Raw genomic sequence first — 21,898 nt, forward strand, 5'->3', positions numbered from 1 at the left:
CATGCCGCTCTCCGCAGTTCCCCGCCGAGCCCGGCGGGCCGGACGACGCCGTGCCGCGCTCGCCGTGACCTCCGCCCTGGCCGCTTCCGTGGCGCTGTCCGCCTGCGGTGCGGGCGGGTCGTCCGGATCATCCGGTACGGGCGGTTCCGGTGGCTCCGGCTCTTCGGCCAGGGCGGCCGACTGCCCCGCCCAGCCCGCCACCACCTGGGCGCGGCCCGCTTCCGGCGCGGGACGGCACACGGTGCGTACGGCGCAGGGCGAGGTGGAGGTGCCCGACGCGCCGCGGCGGGTGGTGGTGCTGGACACCGCGGAACTGGACTCCGCGATCACCCTCGGGGTCCGGCCGGTCGGCGCCACCCGCTCCGACGTGGCGGGCGGCTTCCTGAATTACCTGCCGAAGGACAAGCTCGCGGGCATCGAGGACGTCGGCAAGATCGGCGCGCCCAACCTGGAGGCGGTCGCCGCCCTCAAGCCCGACCTGATCCTCACCAGCAAGGTCCGCGACGGCGGGCGGTACGCGCAGCTCAAGGCCATCGCGCCCACGGTCATGACGGAGACCACCGGCTATCCCTGGAAGCAGAACTTCGCCACCCACGCCGACGCGCTGGGCAAGATTCCCGAGGCGAAACGGGCGGTCGCCGCGTACGAGGCCCACGCCCGGCGGGTCACCGCGGCGCTCGGCGGGGCCGCGGCCGCGCAGCGCACCACGACCAACGTCGTCCGCTTCGTCGAGGGCGCCGACACCCGCATCTACGGCTGCCGCAGCTACATCGGCACGATCCTGAACGACGTCGGCACCGGCCCGACCAGCGTGGTGCAGGACGCGCCGGACGGCATGATGATCGAGGTCAGCGCGGAGCAGATGAACCGGGCCGACGCCGACGCGGTCTTCTACTCGGCGTACGGCAGCCCGGAGAAGTCCAAGGAGACGCGGGTCACCGGCGGCGCGCTGTGGAAGAACATGAAGGCGGCCAGGAACGGCCGGACCTTCCGCGTCGACGACGAACTGTGGATCCAGGGCATCGGCTACACGGCGGCCGACAAGATCCTGTCCCAGCTTCAGGAGAAGCTGACGCAGAAATAGCGGGAGCAGGCGGTCGGCGCAGCAGGGGGACGGTGGCGGCGGCCGGGCGGGACGGATCTCGTACGGTCCGCCCGCCCCGGCGACCGCTCAGCGCGGTTGCCGCCGCATCCGCCACACCAGGAACAGGGCCGAGGCGACGGCCGCGACCCGGACCACCACCGGCAGCACCCCGGTCAGCTCGTGCCCCAGTTGCCCGTCGGCGATCGGCTCGCCCCACCGCCCGTCCACACGGCCCCACAGCCACACCACCAGCCCGCCGACGATCACCCCCGGCACCCCGAGCGCCGCGAACCTCGCCTCGCCGCGCGGCAGCCGCCGGGAGGTGTACGCGAGCGCCCAGCCGCCCGCGAGCGCCAGCCAGGACCCCAGCACCGCGCCCGCGACCAGCAGCAGCACGGCCAGCAGCAGGACCGGGCTGAGCGGCGGCCGCGCGGCCCGGACGTACTCCGCCGGCTCGGGCTCCTCGGCGTACGGCTCCGGCGCGGCCGGCTCCGACGCGGCCGGCTGCCGGCGCCACGCGAGGACGCGCGGCAGTACCCGGGCCAACACGCCGGTGCGCGGCGCCTCGGCCGCCTCCTCGCCGTGCTCGCCGCCCGCCTCCGCGTCGGCGTCCTCCGCGTCGTCCGCCTCCCGCTCGCCCTTCTCCAGGGACAGCGGGCCGTCCTCCCGCTCGCCCGGCGGGCGTTCGCGGATCTCGGGGATCTCGATGCCGCCGACGAAGCCGGGCACCGTCTCACCGGGCTCGTACGACCCGTACGGACCGAGCGGGCCGTCCTCCACGCGCCACCAGTCGGGCTCGTCGGCGCCCTCACCGAAGGCGACGGTGCTGTCGCCCAGCTCGTCGAAGCCGGCGAGGTGCGGCGGGGAGGCGGTCGGCGGCGGCTCCGGTTCCCGGGCGCGGGAGGAGCGGCGCTTGCCGTCGCGCGGCGCGGGGACCTTTCCGGCCAGGCCGCGCAGCCCTTCACCGAGGCCGGACAGGCCCGGCAGGCCACCGCCCCTGGCCGGACCGCCGTTCCGGGCCGGGTCACCGCTCCGGGCCGGGCCGGCGTCCTGAGGCCCGGGGGCCGCCGTACCGCCCGCCTCGCCGGGTACGCCCGGGCCCCCGCCCGTGTTTCCGCCCGCACCGCCGCCCGCACCGCCCGTGCCGAAGCGGCGCGCGGCCCCGCCCAGCTTGTCGCGCAGGCCCGGCCGCGCCAGTGGTTCCGCAGCGGCCTGCGGCGTCAGCGGAGCGGGCGCGCCGCCGCCCGCCGCCGTCACCACCGCCTCGGGCGTACCGAGCCGGGCCAGCACACGTCTCACGCCGGGCACGGTGTCCGGCTTCGCCGCGTCCACCTGCGCCCGCAGCTCGGCCACCAGGCGCATCCGCGCCCCGGAGGACAGCCCGCGCTGCTGGGCCAGATCACCGACCCGGCTCAGATAGTCAAAGACCAGCTGGTCGCTCTCGATCCCCACGAAATCCCCTGTGGCACAGCCCGGTTCCTCCCGAGACCGTACCCCCGATCGCCCCTCCTACGGCGGCGGCGGCGCCGACCGGCCCTCGCGGTGCACGGACCCGGCCGGCCGTCGCCCGTATCCGGCGGCCGCCGTCCGGCACGGCGCTGCACCCGCCAACGTCACACGCCCCCGCTACCGTGTAGCGGATGAGTGAAACACCCCGCACGCTCGCCGAAGAGCTCCGCACCCGCCCCGACAGCGGGCTCGCCGACCTGCTGCGGGCCCGCCCCGACCTCCTCAACCCGGTCCCCGGCGATCTCACCCAGCTCGCCACCCGGGCCGGCACCCGCGCCTCGGTCGTCCGCGCCGTGGAGCGCCTGGACCGCTTCGCGCTGCAGACCGCCGAGGCACTGGCGGTGGCGCCGGACCCCTGCCCGTTCGAGACGCTGCTCGGGCTGATGGCGGGAGACCCGGCAGACACGGAAGCGGCAGACCTCACCTCCGACAACACCCCCGACATCACCGCCGCCGTCACCGCGGAACTGCCCCGCGCCCTGCGCACCCTGCGCGACCAGGCGCTGGTCTGGGGCGGCGACGACCGGCTGCGCCTCGTCCGTACGGCCCGCGAACTGCTCGCGCCCGGTCCCGCGCACCCCTCCCCCACCGGCCTGGGGCCGACCGTCGCCGAAGCCACGTCCGGTATGTCGCCCGGCCGCCTCCAGGAGATCCTGGCCGCCGCGGGGCTGGCCGCGACCCATGACCCGGTGACCGCCGTCGCCGCCCTGACCGGGCTGTTCGAGGACCGTACGCGGATGGCCGCGCTGCTCGACGGGGCGCCCGGCGAGGCACGCGACGTACTGGACCGGCTGGTCTGGGGCCCGCCGTACGGTGCCGTCACCGACCGGCCCGCCGCGCACCTCCAGTGGCTGCTGGACCGTGGCCTGCTGCTGCCCGCCGGTCCGCGCAACGTCGTCCTCCCCCGCGAGGCCGCGCTCCACCTGCGCGCGGGGCGCGCGCACCGCGTTCCCGAGCCGCTGCCGCCCGCCCTCGCGCCCACCACCGAACGCGACCCACAGCTTGTGGACAGCGCCGCCGCCGGCCAGGCGTTCACCGCGCTGGCCACCGTCGAGGAACTGCTCAAGGAGTGGGACCTCGGCGGCCCCGGTGTCCTCCGCGCCGGCGGCCTGTCGGTCCGCGACCTCAAGCGCACCGCCGCCGCCCTGGACGTCACCGAACAGACCGCCGCGTTCTGGCTGGAACTCGCCTACGCCGCCGGGCTGCTGGCGTCCGACGGCGAAGCGGACGAACGGTACGCGCCCACCCCGGCCGCCGAGGACTGGCGCCGGCTGCCGGCCGAGGAACGCTGGGCGCGGCTGGCCACGGCCTGGCTCGCGGCGACCCGTACGGCCGGACTGGTCGGCACCCCCGACCCGAAGGGCCGCGCCCTGTCCGCGCTCGGCCCGAACCTCGACCGTTCCGCGGCCCCCGAGGTACGCCGCCGGACGCTCACCCTGCTCGCGTCCCTGGCCCCCGGCACGTCCGTACCGGCCGAAGCCGTACTGGACCGGCTCCGCTGGGAACGCCCGCTGCGCGGCGCGGGCCGGACGGCGGCGGTCTCCGCCGCGAACAGCGGCACCAAGGCGGCCGCCCGCCGCCCCGACCCGGCCACCGCCACCACTTCCCCCTCGGCCACCGCCTCCGACGCCAACGCCGCCCGTAACGCGGGCGCTTCCCCGGCCCCGGCCGCCACCGACGACCTGCGCTCCCGTATCGCCCGGTGGACGCTCGCCGAAGCCGAACTCCTCGGCATCACCGGCCGCGGCGCCCTCGCCACCCACACCCGGGTCCTCCTGGAAGCCGGCACCGAGGCCGCGCCCACCGGCGCGGAGGACCCCGCCACGCGCGCCGCCGCGTTCCTCGCCCCGCTCCTCCCCGAACCCCTCGACCACGTCCTCCTCCAGGCCGACCTGACCGCTGTCGCCCCCGGCCCCCTCGAACGCCCCCTCGCCGACGCGCTCGGCGTGCTCGCCGACATCGAGTCCAAGGGCGGCGCCACCGTCTACCGCTTCACCCCGGCCTCCGTACGCCGTGCCCTGGACGCCGGCCGCTCCGCCGCCGAGCTCCGGTCCTTCCTCACCGCGCACTCCCGCACCCCGGTGCCGCAACCGCTCGCCTACCTCATCGACGACGTGGCCCGGCGCCACGGCCGGCTCCGCATCGGCGCGGCCTCCGCCTACGTACGCTGCGACGACGACGCGCTCCTGACGGAGATCCTCGCCGACCGCCGCGCCGTCGCCCTGCGCCTGCGCCGGCTCGCCCCGACCGTGCTGGCCTCGGCCACCGCGCCCGAACAGCTCCTGGAGGGTCTGCGCGCGATGGGCTACGCCCCCGCCGCCGAGTCCGCCGAGGGCGACGTCCTCATCGCCCGCCCGGACGCCTACCGCACCCCGCAGCGCGCCGCGCCCACCCCGGTCCCGGAGGGCCCGCCCGCGCCGGACACCACCCTCCTCGAAGCGGCCGTCCGCGCCATCCGCGCCGGCGACCTGGCGGCGACCGCCGAGCGCAAGCCGGCGAGCGCCCCCACCCCGGCCCCCGGCGCCCTGCCGCGCACCGCCTCCGCCGAGACCCTCGCCACGATGCAGGCGGCCGTCCTGACCAACGCCACCCTCTGGATCGGCTACGTCAACGCCGACGGCGCCGCCAGCCAGCGCGTCATCGCCCCCGTCCGCGTCGAAGGCGGCTTCGTCACCGCCTACGACCACACCGCCGACGAGGTCCGCACCTTCCCCCTCCACCGCATCACGGGCGTCGCGGAACTGGCGGACGAGACGGCTTCGTGAGGCCCGGCCGGCCTCACAGGGCCGGTCGGTCCACCGACGACTGCCGGTCCGCCAGCAGGCGGGACACCAGGGAGCGGGCCCATTCCGGGGTCGGCGGCTGCCCGGTGAAGACGGCCCGGTAGTAGAGCGGCGCCAGCACGGCGTCCGTGGCGCTTTCGAGGGACGGTGGCTGGTTGCCCCGGGCCCGCTCCCGGTCCAGTACGGCTTCGAGCGCCTGCCCGCGTTCGCCGCTGCACGCCCTGGCGCCCTGTCCTCCCGCGGCACCGACGGTGGCGCGCACCAGGGCGAGGGTGTCCGGGTCGCCGAGGTCCTTGGCGAGGTCGGACGCGTACCGCTCCAGGTCCCCGCGCAGGCTGCCGGTGTCCGGCACCACGAGGTCGCCGGAGAAACGGCTGGTCGCGACGTCCGCGAGCAGGTCACCGACGGAGCCCCAGCGGCGGTAGACCGTGGTGGCGTGCACGCCCGCGCGGGCGGCCACCACCGGAATGGTCAGCGGATCCGTGCTCTCGTCGGCGAGCAGTTCCCTGACGGCCCGGTGGACGGCCGCCCGTACTCGGGCACTCCGGCCGCCGGGTCGGCTGCCGGTGGGGGGCGAGGGAGGAGTCGTCAGCGGCATGACACCAGTATCGCACCGATCATTGCGTTATTAACGCAGCAATCACTGCTCTAGTGGTACGTTGGAACAGCAAACGCAACGATCACTGCGAGGGGCTCGTACGCCTCAGGAAGTGAGTTCCGCTGTGTCCAGCCGAGAGCCCGCAGGGCCCGAGACGCGCCCGCTGAAGCTGCGTGACATCACGATTCCCAACCGGGTCTGGATGTCCCCGATGGCCCAGTACTCCGCGGGGCCGGACGGCAGGCCGACCGACTGGCACCTCGTGCACTACGGGGCGCGCGCGACCGGAGGAGTCGGCCTGGTCATGGTCGAGGCCACGGCCGTGGGGCCGCACCACCGGACCACCGCGGCAGACCTCGGGATCTGGAACGAGGACCAGGCCGCCGCGCACCGGCGCCTGACCTCGTTCATCGCCGAACGCGGCGCGGTTCCCGCGATCCAGCTACTGGCCGCGGGACGGAAGAGCTCGCACCAGGTGCCGTGGGAAGGCAAGGGACAGAACGGCGCGGTGAGCGTGGCCGACGGCGGCTGGGAGACGATCGGGCCGACGGTGACCCCGTTCGGCGACCTGAGCGTTCCCCGGGAAGCCGGCCAGGCCGACATCGACGAGACCGTCGAGGCGTTCGCCCGGGCTGCCCGGCTGTCCCACCAGGCGGGCTACCAAGCCGTCGAGATCCACGCCGCGCACGGGTACCTCCTGCACCAGTTCCTGTCCCCCCTGGCCAATCACCGGACGGACGAGTACGGCGGGAGCCTGCAGAACCGGATGCGCCTCCCGCTGCGCGTGACGCGCGCCGTCCGCGAAGCCTTCCCGGCGCAGCAGCCCGTGTTCGTGCGCATCACCGCAACGGACTGGGTCGCCGGCGGTATCACCGTCGACGAGGCGTCGGCCTTCGCCAAGGAACTGGCGGCCGTGGGCATCGACCTCCTGGACATCTCGTCCGGCGGAGCGGTACGGGACCGGGAGGCCCGCACGCCGGCGAGGGACGGAGTCCACATCGCATACGCCGAAACGCTCAAGAAAGCCTCGGGCCTCGCGGTCGCCCCGGTCGGACCGGTCGGCGACCTCGCAGACATCGCCGAACTCCTGGCCGCCGGCCGAGCGGACGCGGCACTGATAGGACGCGCACTGCTCCGCGACCCCTACCTCGCCCTACGCGACCGCCCCGACAACAAGACGGCCTGGCCGCGCCAGTACCAGCGCGCGCTGTGAGGCAGGCATCCCGGCACCCGGCCCCGGGAGCACCGGCAGCCTGCCCCCGGGCAACGTCACCGCGGGTGCCTGGACAGCCCGGCGGCCGACGGCCGGCAACCGCGCCGACGAGGTCCGCACCTTCCCCCTCCACCGCATCACGGGCGTGGCGGAACTGGCGGACGAGACGGCTTCGTGAGGGGGCGGCCACGGCTCCAGGAAGCGCCCGCTCCCTGAACCCGTCAGCGCCGCTGACGCGCCAGAGCTCCCGGGTCCACCTCGACGGGAAGCGGCTTTTCGATCAGCGTCGTCCGCCCGGCCTCGGCCACGGCCCGCTCCACATAACGGCCGTTCTCCAGCTCGCAGACGACCAGGGTGGGCACGGGCTCCAGCTCCAGCCGCCACAGGTGCTCGATACCGGCCTCGGCGTAATACGACGGCTTGAGCAGCCGGTCGGTGCGGCGCCCGGACGACGACGGCGAAACGATCTCGGCCACGAGCAGCACGGCCTCGGCGTCGAAATGCGTCGGGTCCTGAGCGGCAGCGGCGGCGGCATCCACCACGGCGATGTCCGGGATGAAGAGGCCGTCGGGCAGGACCACGTTGACCGCCCCCAGCACCTCGACCGGAGCCGTCGACATCAGTGTGACACCGGCCACTGACATCGCGCCGCCGGCTCGGCACCGCCCCGCTCGCTCCGCCCCGCTGCGGTGCCGCGTCCCCGCAGCGACCCCGATGTGACCGCCCGCCCATGAGGCACACTGGACGTTTGGCCGTACGGACGGCCGGGTGCCGCGGTCGGGCTGGGGAACGGCCGGGTGCAGGTGACGCGAAAGGCGAGGCGCGTGAACGGACCTCTCATCGTCCAGAGCGACAAGACGCTGCTGCTGGAAGTCGACCACGAGCAGGCGGAGGCGTGCCGCCGGGCCATCGCGCCGTTCGCCGAGCTGGAGCGGGCGCCCGAGCACATGCACACGTACCGGGTGACGCCGCTCGGGCTGTGGAACGCGCGGGCCGCCGGGCACGACGCCGAGCAGGTCGTGGACGCGCTGGTCGGGTTCTCGCGCTACCCGGTGCCGCACGCGCTGCTGGTGGACATCGCCGAGACGATGTCGCGGTACGGGCGGCTGACGCTGAGCAAGCACCCGACGCACGGACTGGTGCTCACCAGCACCGACCGGCCGGTGCTGGAAGAGGTCCTGCGGTCGAAGAAGATGCAGCCGCTGGTGGGGGCCCGGCTGGACCCGGACACGGTGGTGGTGCACCCGTCGGAGCGCGGGCAGATCAAGCAGACGCTGCTCAAGCTGGGCTGGCCGGCCGAGGACCTGGCCGGGTACGTGGACGGCGAGGCGCACCCGATCGAGCTGGACGAGGCCGGCTGGTCGCTGCGGCCCTACCAGGAGCAGGCCGTCGAGGGCTTCTGGCACGGCGGGTCGGGTGTCGTCGTCCTGCCGTGCGGCGCCGGAAAGACGCTGGTGGGGGCCGGTGCGATGGCACGGGCCAAGGCGACCACGCTGATCCTGGTCACCAACACCGTCTCGGCGCGGCAGTGGAAGCACGAGCTGGTGAAGCGGACCTCGCTGACCGAGGACGAGGTCGGCGAGTACAGCGGCACGAAGAAGGAGATCCGGCCGGTCACCATCGCCACGTACCAGGTACTGACGACCAAGCGGAAGGGCGTCTACCCGCACCTGGAACTGTTCGACTCCCGGGACTGGGGCCTGATCGTCTACGACGAGGTGCACCTGCTGCCGGCGCCGGTCTTCAAGTTCACGGCGGACCTCCAGGCCCGCCGGCGGCTGGGGCTGACCGCGACGCTGGTGCGGGAGGACGGGCGCGAGTCGGACGTCTTCTCGCTGATCGGCCCGAAGCGTTTCGACGCGCCGTGGAAGGAGATCGAGGCGCAGGGGTACATCGCGCCGGCGGACTGTGTCGAGGTGCGGGTCAGCCTGACCGAATCGGAGCGGCTGGCGTACGCGACGGCCGAGCCGGAGGAGAAGTACCGGTACTGCGCGACGACGGCCAGCAAGCAGAGTGTGACCGAGTCGCTGGTCCGGCGGCACCAGGGCGAGCAGACCCTGGTGATCGGGCAGTACATCGACCAGCTCGACGAGCTGGGTGAGCACCTGGACGCGCCGGTGATCAAGGGGGAGACGACCAACGCGCAGCGCGAGAAGCTCTTCGACGCGTTCCGGGAGGGGGAGATCTCCGTGCTGGTCGTCTCCAAGGTCGCGAACTTCTCGATCGACCTGCCGGAGGCGACGGTCGCCATCCAGGTGTCGGGCACGTTCGGGTCCCGGCAGGAGGAGGCGCAGCGGCTGGGGCGGGTGCTGCGGCCCAAGGCGGACGGGCACGAGGCGCGGTTCTACTCGGTGGTCGCCCGCGACACCGTGGACCAGGACTTCGCGGCGCACCGGCAGCGCTTCCTGGCGGAGCAGGGGTACGCGTACCGGATCGTGGACGCGACGGAGCTGCTCGCCGACGACTGAGCGGGGACCGGCCCCAGCCCGGTCTCAGCGTTCGGGGACGCGGGTGCTCAGCTCGCGGGACGGGCGGGCGGTGCGCGGCAGCGGGAAGGGGCGGCGGGCCAGAACGGCCGGCGGGGCGGCCGGGGTTCGGCGGCTCCACCAGGCCACCGCCGCCAGCAGCGCCAGCCCCAGGACCGGGTACGGGGCCGCCAGCGGCTGCTGCCACCAGGAGAGGTGCAGATCGAGGTCGCCCTGGTGCGGGAGTACCCACATCGTGCGGGCCGTGAAGAGGACCGCCACGGCGACCAGCAGCACGCGGCGCCACCGTACGCCGCGGACGTGCGCCCCGAGGGTGACCAGCAGCGGTACGCACCACACCCAGTGGTGGGACCAGCTGATCGGCGAGACGAGCAGGGCCGTGACCGCGGTGCACAGCACGCCCCAGGAGTCCAGGCCGCGCCGCACGTACACCCGGCGGGCGACGAGGAGTCCGGCCATGCCGGTCAGCAGCGCCGCGCCCGCCCACAGCAGGCCCGGTTCCTCGGCGTGCAGACAGCGGGCCAGCAGGCCCTGCAAGGACTGGTTGTCGACGATCCACGCCTTGCCGACCCGGCCGGTCTCGAACATCCGCTGTGTCCAGAACTCCACACTGGCGTCCGGCAGGACGAGCACGCCGAGCAGGACGGAGCAGACGAAACCGGCCAGGGCGGTGCAGGCGGCCCGTACCCGGCCGGTGATCAGCAGATAGACGGCGAACACCGCCGGGGTGAGCTTGACACCCGTGGCGACGCCGACCGCGAAGCCCTTCAGGCGGGCGCCGTCCGGGCGGGCCAGGTCCCACAGGACGAGGCAGGTCAGAGCGATGTTGATCTGTCCGAAGACGAGCGTCTGGAAGAACGGTTCGAGCCAGACGGCGACCGCGGTGGCGGCCAGCACGACGGGCAGGGTCCGCGCGCGCCGCAGCCGGGACGCACCCGTGGAGCCGCCGGTGCCGGGGGTGTACGCGGCCTTGTACGAGAGGTGCAGCAGGACCGGGACGAGGGCCACGTTGACGAGGACGGAGGCGACCTTGAGAGCACCGAGCGGGAGCCAGGTCGTCGGGATGAACAGCAGGGCCGCGAAGGGCGGGTAGGTCGCGGGGAGTTTCCACTCGGTGACGGTGAAGCCGTACAGGTCACCGCCGGTCGCCGCGGCCTCACCTTCGGCGCGGTAGACCGCTATGTCCGACATGGACAGGCTCACCAGCCGGAACACGGCGGCCAGCCCGGCCAGGGACAGCAGGAGCAGTACCGCTGCGGCGATCGTCTTCTTGTCCGGGCGCGTGAGATGCCGCGTCCACGGCCGTCTGTGCGGTAGCGACCGCGTCCCCTCGGCGGCAGACACTTGTTTGGCCCCTCCTCGTCGCCGGACGCACGCTGTCTGCGGCGACGCTAGTCGATCGAGACCGACTGTTTGTAACGGTTTCCGGTCGTCCGGATGCTGGTTGGGTATCGGTCGGGTGCTGGAGCGGGCCCGGATTCGGAAATCCCGGCGTACTCGTGGTCCGGGCTCAGTCCTCCGCGTACTCCCCGAGGAGGACGACGCTGACCGCGGCGGCGGCGAAGACCTTGACCGCGCGGAAGACGTTGCCGACGATGTGCCGCTGCTCGTGGGTGTGCTGCGCGTGGCCGGCGTCCGCGCCGAGGGCGGTGGCGCCGTGGGTCGGGTGCAGAGTGCCTGGGGTGATGGTTGCGCTGCTCATGTCTCCATGATGGTTTTCGCCAGGAGCCCGCACATCGGCCCACGGGTCCATCCCTGACCGGCCTTTGGTCAGTCCCAGGGCCGATCCCGCCCCCTACGGGAGATGGACGGGGCCGGGCGGAAGGTCAGGGGTCCGCCGGGCGGAAAGCCGGGGGCGGGACGGCCGGGCGACTGCCGGGCACGCCCTCGTCACCGCCGGCCGTCCCGCCGCGGAAATCCGTTGGCGCCCCGGATACCTGCTGGCTACAATCGCCGGTCTGCCCGCCTCCCTCAGAGCCTGAGCGGAGTGCCGCCGGCCGCACGGAAACCGGCCGGCTTCCCGCTTCACGCATCTGAACGCATCTGACACGCATCTGCAGACGCCCAGGAGTACGGACGAGTACGAGTACGCCGTCCCGTACCTCCGTGGCCGGATCCGCCGGAGGCAACACCGTGCCCTCGCACGCCCAAGACCAGGCAGCCGCCCACCCCGACCCGCTGGAGCGCGAACGCGCCCACCTCGCCGCCTCCCGGGCGGCGCTGCGCGCCATGCGCGCGGACGCCGAGGCGCTCAACATCGCGGACGTCACCGCGAACTGGGTCAACGCCGAAGTGCTCCAGGGCGAGGTCGACGCCCGCATCAAGGCGCTCGCCGACCTGGCCCACACCCCGCTGTTCTTCGGCCGCCTGGACTACCTGCACGCCCCGGGCGTGGACGCGGCCGAGGGCGCGGCGGGCGAGAACTTCTACATCGGCCGCCGCCACGTGCACGACGCCGACGGCGACCCGATGGTCATCGACTGGCGCGCGCCGGTCTCGCAGCCGTTCTACCGGGCCTCGAAGAAGGACCCGATGGACCTCGAACTGCGCCGCCGCTTCGGTTACACCGGCGGACGGCTGACCGCGTACGAGGACGAGCACCTGACCGACCCGGCCGAGGCGGAACAGCACAGCAAGCTGCTCCAGACCGAGATCGAACGGCCGCGGGTGGGGCCGATGCGCGACATCGTGGCGACGATCCAGCCGGAGCAGGACGAGATCGTGCGCGCCGGGATCGGCGGCACGGTCTGTGTCCAGGGGGCGCCGGGCACCGGAAAGACCGCGGTGGGCCTGCACCGGGTCGCCTACCTGCTGTACGCGCACCGCGAGCGGCTGGCCCGCTCCGGCACGCTCGTCATCGGTCCGAACCGTTCGTTCCTGCACTACATCGAGCAGGTGCTGCCCGCGCTGGGCGAGTTGGAGGTCAAGCAGGCCACCGTCGACGACCTGGTGGCGCACGTCGAGGTGCGGGGCACGGACGACGCGGCGGCGGCGACGGTCAAGGGGGACGCGCGGCTGGCGGAGGTGCTGCGCCGGGCGGTGTGGTCGCAGGTGCGGGCGCCGTCCGAGGCGTGTGTGGTGGTGCGCGGTTCGCGGCGCTGGCGGGTGCCGGCGTACGAGATCGAGGAGATCGTCGAGGAACTGCGGCGCCGCGACATCCGTTACGGGGCGGCCCGGGAGGCCCTGCCGCAGCGCATCGCGCACGCGGTGCTCGTACGGATGGAGCAGGCGGGCGAGGCGCCGGACGACCGGGTGCAGGACGCGGTGGCGCGCAACGCGGCGGTCAAGGCCGTGGTCAAGGAGGTGTGGCCGCCGGTCGATCCGGCGAAGCTGGTGCTGCGGCTGCTGTGCGACGCGGAGTTCCTGGCCGCGCAGGCGGAGGGCATCCTGACGCCGGAGGAGCAGAAGACGATCCTGTGGGCGAAGCCGGCCCGCAGCGTGAAGAGCGCCAAGTGGTCGGCGGCGGACGCGGTGCTGATCGACGAGGCGGCGGACCTGGTCTCCCGTACGCACTCCCTGGGGCATGTGGTGCTGGACGAGGCGCAGGACCTGTCGCCGATGCAGTACCGGGCGGTGGGGCGGCGCTGCTCGACCGGTTCGGCGACGATCCTGGGCGACATCGCGCAGGGCACCACGCCGTGGTCCACGGACACGTGGGAGGAGGCGCTGGCCCACCTGGGCAAGCCGGGCGCGCGGATCGAGGAGCTGACGCTCGGCTTCCGGGTGCCGCGCGAGGTGATCGCGTACGCCTCCCGGCTGCTGCCCGCGATCGCGCCCGACCTGACCGAGGCCACCTCGGTCCGTGAGTCCGCGGGGGACTTCGCGGTCCGCCCGGTGCCGTCGGCGGAGCTGGACGACGCGGTCATCACCGCCTGCCACGAGGCGCTGGCCAAGGAAGGATCGATCGGCCTGATCGCGGCCGAGGCCCGGCTGCCCGCCCTGCGCGCGGCGCTGGAAGCGGCGGAACTGACCGTTCTGGCGCCCGGCGAGGAGACCTCGGCCGAGGCCCGTCTGACCCTGGTCCCGGCCACGCTCGCCAAGGGCCTGGAGTACGACTACGTGGTGGTCGACGAGCCCGCCGCGATCGTCGACGGCGAGCCGGACGAACGCACCGGACTGCGCCGCCTGTACGTCTGCCTGACCCGCGCGGTCTCCGGGCTGACGGTGGTCCACGCGGCGGACCTGCCGGAGCGGCTCGGCGCGGCCGCCGGGTGAGCCGGTCCCCGTACCGGCCCGAGGGCGCCCGTGACCGGTTTCCGCACCGCTCCGAGGGCGCCTGAGGCCGGTCCCCTCACTGCGCCGAGGGCGGCGTGGACGCCAGGAGCGACTCCACGGGTCCGGGGAACCGCGCGTCGAGGCCGGCGCGGCGCAGCCGTACGGAGCGGTTGCGCCCGACGGCCCGGGGCGAGGCGAGTCCGGCCTCGCGCATGATCCGCATGGGGTGGGAGACCGTCGACTTGTGCAGGTGGTCCAGGCCCAGCCGTTCGGAGGAGCAGTCGCACTGCTCGCCCGTCGCGTAGCCCCGGAAGAGGCCCGCCGGATGGCCTTCCCCGCCCCGGCCGACGCGCCCCTGCTGCGCTCGCTCAACAGCCGTGCCCGGTACCTGGGCACTGCCGCGGGCGACGGCCGCGACGGCTGCCGCGGTCCCGGAGGAGGCGCCGGAGGAAGCACCGGAAGGGGTGCAGGAAGGAGCACCGGAAGGCGCACAGGCGCTGCGGCCCCGTACGGAACCGCAGCGCCCGTCCCCGGCCCGGCTCTAGACCGGCACCCCCTCCAGCGCCTCCCGCCACGCCGCCACGGCCCCCGCGTCCACCGGTGCTTCCCAGCCGGAGGGGCGGGCGGCGCCGCCGATGTGGAAGGCGTCCACCCCGGCCGCCAGCAGTTCCGGCAGGTGCGCGAGCACCAGCCCGCCGCCGATCAGGAGCCGCGGCCCGTAGCCGGGCTCTCCCTCCGCCGTACGGGCCCGCTCGGCCAGCAGCGTCGGCAGCCCGTCCTCGACACCGGCCGGCGATCCCGCCGTCAGGTACGTGTCGAGGCCGGGCAGCCCGGCCAGCTCCTTGCGCAGCGCGTCGCGGTCGGCGGCCCGGTCGATGGCCCGGTGGAACGTCCACCGGCAGCCGTGGACCGCGGCGGCCAGTGCCTGGACGGCGGCCAGGTCGGGCCTGCCGTCCGCGTCCAGGAAGCCGAAGACGAACTCCTCCGCCCCTTCGGCCCGCAGGGCGGCGGCCGACGCGCACAGGGCGTCGACGTCGCCCGCCGCGAAGCCGTCGGCCGCCCGCAGCATCACCCGTACGGGGATGTCGACGGCCGCCCGGACCGCCGCGACGGTCCGCGGCGACGGGGTGAGGCCGTCGGCGGCCATGTCGCTGACGAGTTCGAGGCGGTCCGCCCCACCGGCCTGGGCGGCCACCGCGTCGGCGGCATCGAGCGCGATCACCTCCAGGAGTGCGCGCTTGGTCATGGGTCCCCATTCCTTCGACGTGACGACTTCAGCAGGACTGGACGGGATGCCGACACGGACAGCGAGAGGACGACAGGTCTAGTCCAATATCCAGGGTACGGGCCGACCCGCCCACCGGGACCACAACGCCCCGGTACTCGACCGGAAACCCCCTCTTGACCTCCACCCGGGCACAATGGGCCGTATGGCTCGCACGACACCTCCGTCCGGTACGGCCCACACCCACTTCGGTGGCGGCGCCGACCCGTTCCCGGATCTGCACCACCGCTGGGCCACCGCCATCGCGGGCGCCCGGGGCGGCAGCGGCCCCGCCGACCCCGACCCGGCCCCGTACGCGGACAACCTGCTCGGCCGCTGGTCGGAGCCGCAGCGCCGGTACCACACCACCGGTCACCTCATCGCCGTACTGGACCGCATCGACGAGCTGGCCGTGCACGCGACCGACCTGGACGCCGGCGTCCCCGTGGACTGGGACACCGTCCGCCTCGCCGCCTGGTTCCACGACGCGGTCTACCGGCCCGAACGCTCCGAGAACGAGGAGCGCAGCGCCGCCCTCGCCGAGCGCGCGCTGCCCGAGCTGGGCATCGACGACGCATGTACGGCCGAGGTCGCCCGCCTCGTACGCCTCACCGCGGGCCACGACCCGGACCCCGACGACCACAACGGCGCGGCCCTGTGCGACGCGGACCTGGCGGTCCTGGCAGGAGCGCCCGAGCAGTACGCGGCCTACGCCGCCGCCGTCCGCGAGGAGTACGGGTTCGTGCCGGACCGGGAGTTCCGCGCCGGGCGCGCCGAGGTGCTGCGGCACCTCCTGGACATGGCGAGCCTGTTCCGGACGCCGTACGGCAAGCAGCAGTGGGAGCGGGTGGCCCGCCGCAACCTGACCACCGAGCTGGAGCTGCTCACCACCGGCTAGCGGCGGTCGCCGTCGCGCCGCGCGGCGCCGGCCGGTCCGTGCGCCGCGCGCGCCGCAGCGCACGGCCCTCGGCCCGGTACCAGCGGCACGCCACGACGGCCGCCAGCGCCAGCTCGACGGCATCGCCGCCGTAGTACATGACCTGCGAGGCCAGGTGCAGGTCGGCGGTGCCGAAGGAAGTGCCGGGCGGGCCCACCGCGTACAGGGACTTGGCGAGGACGGCGTGCGCCGCGCCCGCCGCCAGCAGCACGGCTGCCCGCAGGGGCATGCCGGGGCGGTGGCGTACGGGGTCCAGGGCGAGCAGCCCGAAGGAGAACAGGACACCGGCGAGCAGGATGTGCAGGTGCACGGCCGCGTTCAGCCAGGCGCTGTGGTGGCTGACGGACAGCAGCGGGGTGCGGTACAGCAGCCACAGCCCGCCGAAGTCGAGCAGGGCCGCCACCGGCGGTAGCACCGGGACCGCCGCCCAGCGCGAGCGGGTCAGGGCCACGAGCCCGCGGCGTACGGGCACGGGCGCGGTGCGCAGGGTCAGCGTCAGGGGACGGCCGAGGACCAGGAGCAGCGGCGCCACCATGCCCACGCACAGGTGCGTGAGCATGTGCGCGGTGAACGGCGGCGCGGCGCCCCAGGGCTCGGCCACGCCTGCCACCAGCACCGCACCGCCCGCGCAGAACAGCGCGTCGCGCCCGTACGGCCAGGCGTCCCCGCGGGCGCGCAGCCGGGCCGCGGCGGCCAGGTAGGCGAGGCAGCCGAGGACGGTGACGGCGGTGACGGCCGCGGCGAAGTGCGGGGGCAGGGTGGCGGACGCGCCGGACATGGCGAATGTGGATGGGGCAGAGGTGGCGGGCATGGCGGGCGTCATCGGCTGCGGGTGGTGGGCGCGGCGCGGCGGGACGACGTGGCGCGTGGAGTCGTGCGGGAGGCGCGCACCAGCAGGAGTGCGCCGGCCACCAGGAGCAGGACGGCGATCCCGTTCCACGTCCAGTCGTACGGCGCCAGGTCCACGCCGTACCGGATCTGGTGGATGCCCAGCCCCTTGTGCTGGAACGTTCCGTCGTAGAGCTGGAACCCGCCCAGCCCCAGACACAGCCCGCCCCACCACGCCTGCGGCACCAGCGTCCCGCGGCGCCGGACGTCCGCGTACAGGACCAGGCCCGCCACCATCGCGAGCCAGCTGCCCGCGTGGAACAGGCCGTCGGAGACCAGACCGACGTCCGTGGTGGACTTGTCGTAGAAGTGGTGCCAGTGCAGCAGTTGGTGGAACACCGTCTCGTCGAGGAACGCGGCCGTGCCGATGCCCGTCAGCACGCCGCTGACCACCGTCCTCGTACGCCTCATACGCACCTCCTCGCCGGACACCCCATACGGGCCTCCTCGCCGTCGCGGACCGGGCGGAGCCGCCGGGGTACCCCGGGCCGAGGGGGCAAAACGCCGTGGGGACGCGACCCGGCCATCCGTCCGGAACCGCCCGGTACCGTGCCGGGACCGGCACCGTGGCCGGGAATGTCATGGGCGTCAGCACTGTTCGTGCGTGACATGCAAGACCATCCCGATCGCACCCGCATGCCCCTGGCCGTCTACGTCCTCGGCCTCTCCGTCTTCGCCCTCGGCACCAGCGAATTCATGCTGTCGGGCATCCTCCAGCCCCTGGCCCGGGACATGGGGGTGACCATTCCCCAGGCCGGTCTCCTGGTCTCCGCCTTCGCGATCGGCATGGTGGTCGGCGCGCCGGTGCTCGCCGGCGCCACCCTGCAACTGCCCCGCCGCACCACGCTGATAGCCCTGCTCACCGTCTTCGGGCTCGGGCAGGTCGCGGGCGCGGTGGCACCGTCGTACGGCGTGCTCTTCGTCTCCCGCGTGGTCAGCGCGCTCGCCTGCGCCGGGTTCTGGGCGGTCGGCGCGGCCGTCGCGGTGTCGCTGGTGCCGGTCACGGCACGGGCCCGCGCGATGGCCGTCATGGTCGGCGGGCTGAGCATCGCCAACATCGCGGGGGTGCCGGCCGGCGCGCTGCTCGGGCAGCACGCGGGCTGGCGGTCCGCCTTCTGGGCCGTGGCGGCCCTCTCGGCGATCGGCCTGGTCGGCGTGATCGCGCTGGTGCCGCGGACGGCCGTACCGACCGGTGACGAGCGCCCCGTGCTCCGCCGCGAGCTGAGCATCTACCGCGACAAGCAGGTCTGGCTGGCCCTGATCGGCACCGCGCTGAACGGCGCCGCGGTCTTCGCGCTGTTCTCCTACCTGGCGCCGCTGCTCACCGACACGGCCGGGCTGGCCGAAGGCAGCGTGCCGACCGTACTGGCGCTGTTCGGTGTCGGCGCGCTGATCGGTACGTTCGTCGGCGGACGGACAGCGGACGCGCACCCGTTCGGGACGATCATCGGCGGTATCAGCGCCTCGGCCACCGTGCTGGCGCTGCTGGCCCTGACCGCGCACCACTCCGTCGCCGCCATCACACTCTCCCTGCTGCTCGGCATCACCGCGTTCGCCACCGCACCGGCCCTGAACGCCCGGATGTTCAACGTGGCGACCGCCGCGCCGACGCTGGCCGGCGCGACCACCACCTCCGCCTTCAACCTGGGCAACACCATCGGGCCGTGGCTCGGCGGGCTCGTCATCGGCGCGGGCTGGGGCTACCCGGCCGTCGCGTGGACGGCCGCGGCGCTCGCGGCACTGGGCGTCGCCACCACCCTCGTCGCCCTGCGGCTGCACCGTGCGAAGAGCACCTCCCGCCTGGTCGCCTCCTCGGCGGGCACGCCGCAGCACACGGCCGGAACGGTGGAAGCGGCGCACCCGGCCGAGACCGCCAGGACGGTGGAAGCGGCGGGGACGATGGAGGCGGCAGACCGGAGCTGAGGCACACCGCGTCCAGCACGCCTCCACCAGGCCCGTCCGGCATCCCGGGCGGGCCTTCGCCGTATCCGGACCCGGAGCCGACGGGGTGCCGACGCGGCACCCGCCCTCTGGCCCCTTACTCCCTCACTCCCCTACTGCCCCACCGCTCCGCTCTCCCGGCTCTTCGGGCGGCGCAGGCCCGCCGCGCGCAGGCGGCGGACCAGCTCCTTGCTGCCGATCTCCAGCGCGCCCGCGCGCACCGCGTCGGCGTGCCGCTCCGCCGGTATGTCGTAGTGATCGCCGTCGAACGCCTTGCGGGGGCAGCCGATGCGCTCCGCGAAGGCGTGCAGTTCCTCGAAGGAGGTGTCGCTGACGAGGTGGGACCACATCCGGCCGTGGCCGGGCCAGGTCGGCGGGTCGATGTAGAGCGCCACGTCAGCCTCCCCCGGTGGCGCCCAGCGAGCCGACCCGGGCCACCGAGACCGCCGTCTTGGGGCAGACCCAGTGCGGGTCGGGCCCCAACTCGGGCTCGACGTCGAGGGCGTGCGGGTCGCCGCCGTGCAGGCACACGGGGCACAGCGGCCAGCGGCCGTACCGCTCCAGGAGCGCGTCCTGGACGTCCTGCGCTATCAGCCCGGCCACGAACTCGGCGCCCTCGGGCCACTGCTCCACCCACCATCGGCGGTGCGTCACGGAGTCCTCGACCAGCGAGACGATCTCCGCGTCGGCGACTTCGCCCGCCACCAGGTCCGCGAGGACCAGCGCGCGGGCCGCGTGCAGTGCCTGTTCGAGCTCCATGCCCCCCATTCTCTCCCGCACCACCGACAACCGCTCCGGCTGCCCGCGCCGACGGCCGGCCGGCACCCGACGCCGATGCCGACACCCGGCACCCGACGCCGGCGCCAGACACCCGACACCCGGCGCCCGGCGCCCGGCGGGTATTGACGCGGACCGGCGCTGAAATTACTTTTCAACCGTGAGCCCCGACCTGAAGGAAACTTTCAAGGACTCCGGCGCCGCCGGCCGGGCCGCCCCGAGCCCGCCCGCCCCCGCGGCCCTGGCCGCCAAGGTGCGCACGCTGGCGCCGTCCATGACCCGTTCCATGCAGCGGGTCGCGGAGGCGGTCGCGAGCGACCCGGCCGGCTGCGCCGCGCTCACCGTCACCGGCCTCGCGGAACGCACGGGCACGAGCGAGGCCACCGTCGTACGGACCTCGCGCCTGCTCGGCTACCCGGGCTACCGCGACCTGCGCATCGCGCTGGCCGCCCTCGCCACCCAGCAGGCCACCGGCCGCGCGCCCGCCGTCACCGCCGACATAGCGGTCGACGACGCGCTCCCCGACGTGGTCGCGAAGCTGGCGCAGGAGGAGCAGCAGTGCCTGGCCGACACCGCGGCCGGACTGGACCTGACGCAGTTGGAGGCCGCGGTCGGCGCGCTGGCCGCGGCCCGGCGCATCGACGTGTACGGCATAGGGGCCTCCAACCTCGTCGGCCAGGACCTGGTCCAGAAGCTGCTGCGGATCGGCCTGATCGCGCACGCCCACTCCGACCCGCACCTCGCCGTGACCAACGCGGTCCAGATGCGCGCCGGTGACGTGGCCATCGCGATCACCCATTCGGGTCGTACGACCGACGTCATAGAGCCGCTGCGGGTGGCCTTCGACCGGGGCGCGACGACCATCGCGATCACCGGCCGCCCGGACGGCGGCATCGCCGCGTACGCCGATCACGTCCTCACCACGTCCACGGCGCGGGAGAGCGAGCTGCGCCCCGCCGCCATGTCCTCGCGCACCAGCCAACTGCTGGTCGTGGACTGCCTTTTCGTGGGCGTGGCGCAGCGTACGTACGAGACCGCGGCGCCCGCCCTGTCCGCCTCCTACGAAGCGCTCGCCCACCGCCACTCACCCCGTACGCCCCACCGCTGACCCACCGGCCGTACCGGATCCCGCCGGCCCGCCGCCTCCGCGCCCCCGTACAGAGCCGTACGCGCCCGTACCGAGCCGTACGCGCCCGGAAAGAGCCGCCACCGCCATGTCCTCCCCCGCCGAGTACGCACAGCTTCGCGCCCAGCTCGACACGCTCACCACCGAAGCCTTCCGGCCCGAACTCGCCGAGATCGACCGGCTGTCCACCCTGGAGATCGCCCGCACGATGAACGGCGAGGACACCACCGTCCCCGCCGCCGTCGCCGTCCGGCTCCCCGAGATCGCCGCCGCCATCGACGCCACCGCCGAGCGGATGGCCCGCGGCGGTCGGCTGATCTACGCGGGCGCGGGCACGGCCGGCCGGCTCGGCGTACTGGACGCGAGCGAGTGCCCGCCCACCTTCAACACCGATCCGTCCGAGGTCGTGGGCCTGATCGCGGGCGGCCCCACCGCCATGGTCGCCGCCGTCGAGGGCGCCGAGGACAGCAAGGAGCTGGCCGCCGCCGACCTGGACGCACTGGGCCTGACCGCCGACGACACGGTGGTCGGCGTCTCCGCCTCCGGCCGCACCCCGTACGCGATCGGTGCCGTCGAACACGCCCGCGCGGCCCGCGGCGCGCTGACCGTCGGCCTCTCCTGCAACGCGGACTCGGCGCTGGCCGCGGCCGCCGACCACGGCATCGAGGTCGTCGTCGGGCCCGAACTCCTCACGGGCTCCACCCGGCTGAAGGCCGGCACGGCGCAGAAGCTGGTCCTCAACATGCTGTCGACCATCACCATGATCCGGCTGGGCAAGACCTACGGGAACCTGATGGTGGACGTCCGCGCCTCCAACGAGAAGCTGCGGGCCCGCTCGCGCCGCATCGTGGCGCTGGCCACCGGCGCCGGTGACCCGGAGATCGAGGCCGCGCTCGCCGCCACCGACGGGGAGGTCAAGAACGCCATCCTGGTCGTGCTGGCCGGGGTCGACGGGCCGACGGCAGCCCGGCTGCTGGCCGACTCCGGCGGCCACCTCAGGGCCGCGCTGCACACCGCCCTGCACACCCCGCCCTTCGAGAGCGGCTGACCCGGCCAGGCGTCCCTCCACCACCAGTC

20 protein-coding genes are annotated in these 21,898 nt (G+C 74.4%); 9 read left to right on the top strand and 11 right to left on the bottom strand.

The annotated features are described in order from the left end of the window. Nucleotide 1 precedes the first annotated feature (1 nt). The gene (locus AB0A97_RS33160) at nucleotides 2-1,084 is read left to right on the top strand and encodes an iron-siderophore ABC transporter substrate-binding protein (protein ID WP_361157003.1); all 1,083 of its coding nucleotides are present in this window, start codon (nucleotides 2-4) and stop codon (nucleotides 1,082-1,084) included. Nucleotides 1,085-1,171: 87 nt separating this feature from the next. Here AB0A97_RS33160 and AB0A97_RS33165 read toward each other — a convergent pair whose 3' ends face one another. Continuing rightward, the gene (locus tag AB0A97_RS33165) at nucleotides 1,172-2,536 is read right to left on the bottom strand and encodes a hypothetical protein (protein WP_361157005.1); all 1,365 of its coding nucleotides are present in this window, start codon (nucleotides 2,534-2,536) and stop codon (nucleotides 1,172-1,174) included. 188 nt (nucleotides 2,537-2,724) lie between these two features. Between AB0A97_RS33165 and AB0A97_RS33170 the strand changes: the two genes are divergently transcribed. Beyond that, a complete protein-coding gene (locus AB0A97_RS33170) occupies nucleotides 2,725-5,358 on the top strand; it encodes a helicase-associated domain-containing protein (RefSeq protein WP_361157007.1) in 2,634 nt (877 codons plus the stop codon). A gap of 13 nt (nucleotides 5,359-5,371) precedes the next feature. On the opposite strand, the gene AB0A97_RS33175 is transcribed toward AB0A97_RS33170, so the two are convergent. Beyond that, nucleotides 5,372-5,974: a TetR/AcrR family transcriptional regulator C-terminal ligand-binding domain-containing protein gene (locus AB0A97_RS33175; RefSeq protein WP_361157010.1), complete on the bottom strand. Its 603-nt coding sequence runs from the start codon at nucleotides 5,972-5,974 to the stop codon at nucleotides 5,372-5,374. A 112-nt stretch (nucleotides 5,975-6,086) separates the two neighbouring features. Here AB0A97_RS33175 and AB0A97_RS33180 point away from each other — a divergent pair, with 112 nt between their 5' ends. Beyond that, nucleotides 6,087-7,187 (top strand): NADH:flavin oxidoreductase/NADH oxidase, encoded by a 1,101-nt coding sequence (locus tag AB0A97_RS33180; RefSeq protein WP_361157012.1) that lies wholly within the window; start codon nucleotides 6,087-6,089, stop codon nucleotides 7,185-7,187. Nucleotides 7,188-7,408: 221 nt separating this feature from the next. On the opposite strand, the gene AB0A97_RS33185 is transcribed toward AB0A97_RS33180, so the two are convergent. After that, entirely contained in the window at nucleotides 7,409-7,807 is a 399-nt protein-coding gene (locus AB0A97_RS33185) for a Uma2 family endonuclease (protein WP_361157014.1), read from the bottom strand. 204 nt (nucleotides 7,808-8,011) lie between these two features. Between AB0A97_RS33185 and AB0A97_RS33190 the strand changes: the two genes are divergently transcribed. Then, nucleotides 8,012-9,655, top strand: a complete 1,644-nt coding sequence (locus AB0A97_RS33190) for a DNA repair helicase XPB (RefSeq protein WP_361157017.1) — start codon at nucleotides 8,012-8,014, stop codon at nucleotides 9,653-9,655. Between the two features lie 24 nt (nucleotides 9,656-9,679). Here AB0A97_RS33190 and AB0A97_RS33195 read toward each other — a convergent pair whose 3' ends face one another. Together AB0A97_RS33195 and AB0A97_RS33200 are read right to left on the bottom strand one after the other, a co-directional pair. Beyond that, complete coding sequence (locus tag AB0A97_RS33195) at nucleotides 9,680-10,864, bottom strand: glycosyltransferase 87 family protein (RefSeq protein WP_361157151.1); 1,185 nt, start codon at nucleotides 10,862-10,864, stop codon at nucleotides 9,680-9,682. Between the two features lie 319 nt (nucleotides 10,865-11,183). Further along, nucleotides 11,184-11,375 (bottom strand): hypothetical protein, encoded by a 192-nt coding sequence (locus AB0A97_RS33200; protein WP_361157019.1) that lies wholly within the window; start codon nucleotides 11,373-11,375, stop codon nucleotides 11,184-11,186. Between the two features lie 431 nt (nucleotides 11,376-11,806). Between AB0A97_RS33200 and AB0A97_RS33205 the strand changes: the two genes are divergently transcribed. After that, entirely contained in the window at nucleotides 11,807-13,888 is a 2,082-nt protein-coding gene (locus AB0A97_RS33205; RefSeq protein WP_361157153.1) for an AAA family ATPase, read from the top strand. 76 nt (nucleotides 13,889-13,964) lie between these two features. Here AB0A97_RS33205 and AB0A97_RS33210 read toward each other — a convergent pair whose 3' ends face one another. Next, a complete protein-coding gene (locus AB0A97_RS33210) occupies nucleotides 13,965-14,111 on the bottom strand; it encodes an ArsR family transcriptional regulator (protein ID WP_361157021.1) in 147 nt (48 codons plus the stop codon). A gap of 318 nt (nucleotides 14,112-14,429) precedes the next feature. Further along, a complete protein-coding gene (locus tag AB0A97_RS33215) occupies nucleotides 14,430-15,134 on the bottom strand; it encodes a copper homeostasis protein CutC (RefSeq protein ID WP_361157023.1) in 705 nt (234 codons plus the stop codon). Nucleotides 15,135-15,318: 184 nt separating this feature from the next. Here AB0A97_RS33215 and AB0A97_RS33220 point away from each other — a divergent pair, with 184 nt between their 5' ends. Next, on the top strand, nucleotides 15,319-16,050 hold the full coding sequence (locus tag AB0A97_RS33220) for a hypothetical protein (RefSeq protein ID WP_361157026.1): 732 nt from the start codon (nucleotides 15,319-15,321) through the stop codon (nucleotides 16,048-16,050). On the opposite strand, the gene AB0A97_RS33225 is transcribed toward AB0A97_RS33220, so the two are convergent. Both AB0A97_RS33225 and AB0A97_RS33230 read right to left on the bottom strand, forming a co-directional pair. After that, a complete protein-coding gene (locus AB0A97_RS33225; RefSeq protein WP_361157029.1) occupies nucleotides 16,037-16,867 on the bottom strand; it encodes a cytochrome c oxidase assembly protein in 831 nt (276 codons plus the stop codon). The genes AB0A97_RS33220 and AB0A97_RS33225 overlap by 14 nt on opposite strands. Before the next feature lie 41 nt (nucleotides 16,868-16,908). Beyond that, nucleotides 16,909-17,388, bottom strand: coding sequence for a DUF2243 domain-containing protein (locus AB0A97_RS33230; protein ID WP_361157031.1), 480 nt, complete (start codon nucleotides 17,386-17,388; stop codon nucleotides 16,909-16,911). A gap of 225 nt (nucleotides 17,389-17,613) precedes the next feature. Here AB0A97_RS33230 and AB0A97_RS33235 point away from each other — a divergent pair, with 225 nt between their 5' ends. Next, a complete protein-coding gene (locus AB0A97_RS33235; RefSeq protein ID WP_361157033.1) occupies nucleotides 17,614-18,900 on the top strand; it encodes a Cmx/CmrA family chloramphenicol efflux MFS transporter in 1,287 nt (428 codons plus the stop codon). 131 nt (nucleotides 18,901-19,031) lie between these two features. Here the strand turns inward: AB0A97_RS33235 and AB0A97_RS33240 are convergent, their stop codons facing one another. Continuing rightward, complete coding sequence (locus AB0A97_RS33240; RefSeq protein ID WP_361157035.1) at nucleotides 19,032-19,313, bottom strand: DUF4031 domain-containing protein; 282 nt, start codon at nucleotides 19,311-19,313, stop codon at nucleotides 19,032-19,034. Between the two features lies 1 nt (nucleotide 19,314). Beyond that, nucleotides 19,315-19,677 (bottom strand): hypothetical protein, encoded by a 363-nt coding sequence (locus tag AB0A97_RS33245; RefSeq protein ID WP_361157037.1) that lies wholly within the window; start codon nucleotides 19,675-19,677, stop codon nucleotides 19,315-19,317. Nucleotides 19,678-19,855: 178 nt separating this feature from the next. On the opposite strand from AB0A97_RS33245, the gene AB0A97_RS33250 reads away from it, so the two are divergent. Both AB0A97_RS33250 and murQ read left to right on the top strand, forming a co-directional pair. Then, nucleotides 19,856-20,803 (top strand): MurR/RpiR family transcriptional regulator, encoded by a 948-nt coding sequence (locus AB0A97_RS33250; protein ID WP_361157039.1) that lies wholly within the window; start codon nucleotides 19,856-19,858, stop codon nucleotides 20,801-20,803. Nucleotides 20,804-20,909: 106 nt separating this feature from the next. Then, entirely contained in the window at nucleotides 20,910-21,869 is a 960-nt protein-coding gene (gene murQ / locus AB0A97_RS33255) for an N-acetylmuramic acid 6-phosphate etherase (RefSeq protein WP_361157042.1), read from the top strand. The last annotated feature ends 29 nt before the right edge of the window (nucleotides 21,870-21,898 follow it).

The sequence above is a fragment of the Streptomyces sp. NPDC045470 genome (genome assembly GCF_040646595.1).
GTDB lineage: Bacteria > Actinomycetota > Actinomycetes > Streptomycetales > Streptomycetaceae > Streptomyces.